Source organism: Endozoicomonas sp. YOMI1 (genome assembly GCF_024606345.1).
In the GTDB taxonomy this organism is placed as follows: Bacteria; Pseudomonadota; Gammaproteobacteria; order Pseudomonadales; family Endozoicomonadaceae; genus Endozoicomonas.
The window spans coordinates 1-2,420 of record NZ_JAHHPM010000167.1; the positions used below are offsets into that span (position 1 = coordinate 1).

At 47.1% G+C, this 2,420-nt stretch carries 3 protein-coding genes; all 3 read left to right on the forward strand.

The window, feature by feature from the left end; genetic code table 11:
* Positions 1-714: 714 nt before the first annotated feature.
* Positions 715-918, forward strand: coding sequence for a Flp family type IVb pilin (locus KDK15_RS05815; RefSeq protein WP_257294422.1), 204 nt, complete (start codon positions 715-717; stop codon positions 916-918).
* 178 nt (positions 919-1,096) lie between these two features.
* Positions 1,097-1,519: a prepilin peptidase gene (locus KDK15_RS05820; protein WP_257294423.1), complete on the forward strand. Its 423-nt coding sequence runs from the start codon at positions 1,097-1,099 to the stop codon at positions 1,517-1,519.
* A 15-nt stretch (positions 1,520-1,534) separates the two neighbouring features.
* Positions 1,535-2,314 (forward strand): Flp pilus assembly protein CpaB, encoded by a 780-nt coding sequence (gene cpaB, locus KDK15_RS05825; RefSeq protein WP_257294424.1) that lies wholly within the window; start codon positions 1,535-1,537, stop codon positions 2,312-2,314.
* Positions 2,315-2,420: the final 106 nt, after the last annotated feature.

Here is a 2,420-nt window from a genome sequence, read left to right on the forward strand (position 1 = left end):
ACAATCCGGCCTATCCGGACGGTATAAGCAAGCAGTGATGCGAGTGAAAGCCGAATGGGAGAAGGGGGAAGGGAGACAGTGTTGTGATGAACTCAATTCTCAACGGTTATGGATAGTGAATATGCTGTCCGAACAAACACGAAGGGAATTAGAGGGACTTGAGACCGAAGGTACAGTCCTAGTAACAGCATGGAGAGCCGTGTGCAGTGAAAGCTGCACGCACGGTTCGGAGGGAGGGAAACGGCAACCTGTTTACAGGTCACGTTCCCTACCCACTAGATCAAGTAGCCTGAAAGCTCTGAAAAAGTCCTTACCTTTTCCACCTCCGGAATGGGTTGGGGGAGACCTGGTAGTTATTTATACTAGTCATTATACGTTGAAGTAAGTGTAATCCGAATCAGGGTGTTCAAATAGTAAACATAAATTGTCGCTTAATTCAGGAATGTGTAAAAAATGTGATGTATTTCGCAAAATAGTTGCTTTTTTTGATCTGAATCAATATTATTTTTGGCCAGTTTGCGTAATTATCCACCCATGATTTGAGAGCCATTTTGCATTAGCCAGGTGGTTTGCCCAAGTTTTTACACTCTGAGCCAGATTTAGCATACAAGTCATCTGCGATGAAATAGCTGAAGCTGATCTGATCAGGATAAAAGAACAACTTAGTACGCTTACTGTTGTGTCGGCAGTAGTAACGGTAACAAGGAGAAAGTCATGTTAACTAAACTCTATGTTGAAAGTAGTCTTTTTTTAAGCTCTCTGAGAAAAGACCAGCGCGGAGTTACCGCTATTGAATATGCGCTTGTGGCTGCAGGTATTGCTGGAGTTGTTGCCGTTTTGTTTTCTTCCGGTGATGCTACAGGCTTAGCTGCTGCTATTAAAGCCGCTTTTGCAAAGGTTACTAAAGCAATAGGATAATAACGCATTCCTACCTCCGCTTGGGGTTCAGGAGAGTCATAGGGAGTTCAGCAAATGGGATAATAGATCTTTAATATTAATATTTCCCGCCGCTTACGTCGAACTTCTTAGCTGACTAGCTTCATACCCCGCCCTTTGGGGCGGGTATTTGATTTACCGATAAAATCGGCTCAGCATTATGTGGCCATTTCTACTAACCATCATCGTTGTTTCAATCCTGATAACCGATATAACTCAACGACGCATCAATAATTATCAGGTACTGGCGGTATTTATTCTCTCTCTGGCCAGTACCGGCTTTACCGCGGTCGCACCTGTTCCCTTATTGATTGCCACCATTATCGGGCTGCTGTTGTTTGGTTTTGGCTTTTTTGCCGGTGGCGATATCAAATTAATGCTGGCGTTTTTACCTGCCATTAGCACGGGCTGGTGGCTGCCGGTATTGGTTTTGATGGCTTTTATGGGCGGTGTGATGGCATTGGGTTACCTGGGCTATGGCTGGCTCGGTGGTCGGATGAAACAAGTCAGAGAGAGAGGTCTCCCCTATGGTGTGCCGGTGGCAATCGCCGGTTTGGGTGGAGTCTGGTTGAGTTCATTTTAGGATGTTGGAGGCCTTATGGATCGTCGAATATTACTGGCAGTCGCATTTATATTAGGCGCAACGGGGGTCTATGGCCTGCTGACCAGCATGAACAAAGAGGTAGAGACTCAGGTGGTGGAAGCACCTCCGGTACCGGCAATGACCGAAGTATGGATCACCAATCATCCGGTGAAAAAGGGTGAAAAAATCAACCCGGTGGTGCTTAAGGCGACGTCGGTATTAACAGAAACCGCCAGAGAAGCGGGCGTCACGGGTGAAGCAAGATTTGAGATGCAGGAAGGCGCTGTAGCCGGAATCGACTTCGCCCAGGGCACTATTATCGCTGAAAACCAGTTATTGCTGCCGGGTCAGCCAGAATATATGGAGCTGCTGCTGGGCCCCAATAGGGTGCCATACCCTATTTCCTTTGAAGGCCATGATGCCATGGTGACCATGATCGCTCCCGGAGATTATGTGGATGTGATGTTGATCGCATCGGTGGATGAGAATCTGGCTGAAGGAAACAACCTCAATTCATTCGAAGGTTTAAGCGTAACGCCTTTATTAAAAAAATGTCGTGTATTGGAAGTGAATGCACCAGCATCCTCTGGTGGTAATAGCACTGTTGTCATCAGCTTGGCCAAGAAAGAAGTCAGCCGCATGATGATCGCCCGACGCATTGGTGTGCTGGATGTGTATAAATCCGGCCAGTCTCCGTTGCCAGAAGCTCATGTCAGTGATGTGCTGAAGGATTTCACCAGTGTCACTGAATTAAGGGGCGACCAGCACCGCGCGGATGAACGCGTTGCCTTTTAGCCTCTCTTAGGAATTGCACCGGAATAATTTGCACATTTCTGAGTTTCAAACCTACGTTCGTCCTGAGCTTGTCGAAGGGCGTGGACTCTGGCCTCATGTATTGTGC

Excerpts from the sequence above, each read along its gene's own strand:
- KDK15_RS05815 (WP_257294422.1), top strand. The coding sequence starts at position 715 with ATGTTAACTAAACTCTATGTTGAAAGTAGTCTTTTTTTAAGCTCTCTG.
- KDK15_RS05820 (WP_257294423.1), top strand. The coding sequence starts at position 1,097 with ATGTGGCCATTTCTACTAACCATCATCGTTGTTTCAATCCTGATAACC.
- cpaB (WP_257294424.1), top strand. The coding sequence starts at position 1,535 with ATGGATCGTCGAATATTACTGGCAGTCGCATTTATATTAGGCGCAACG.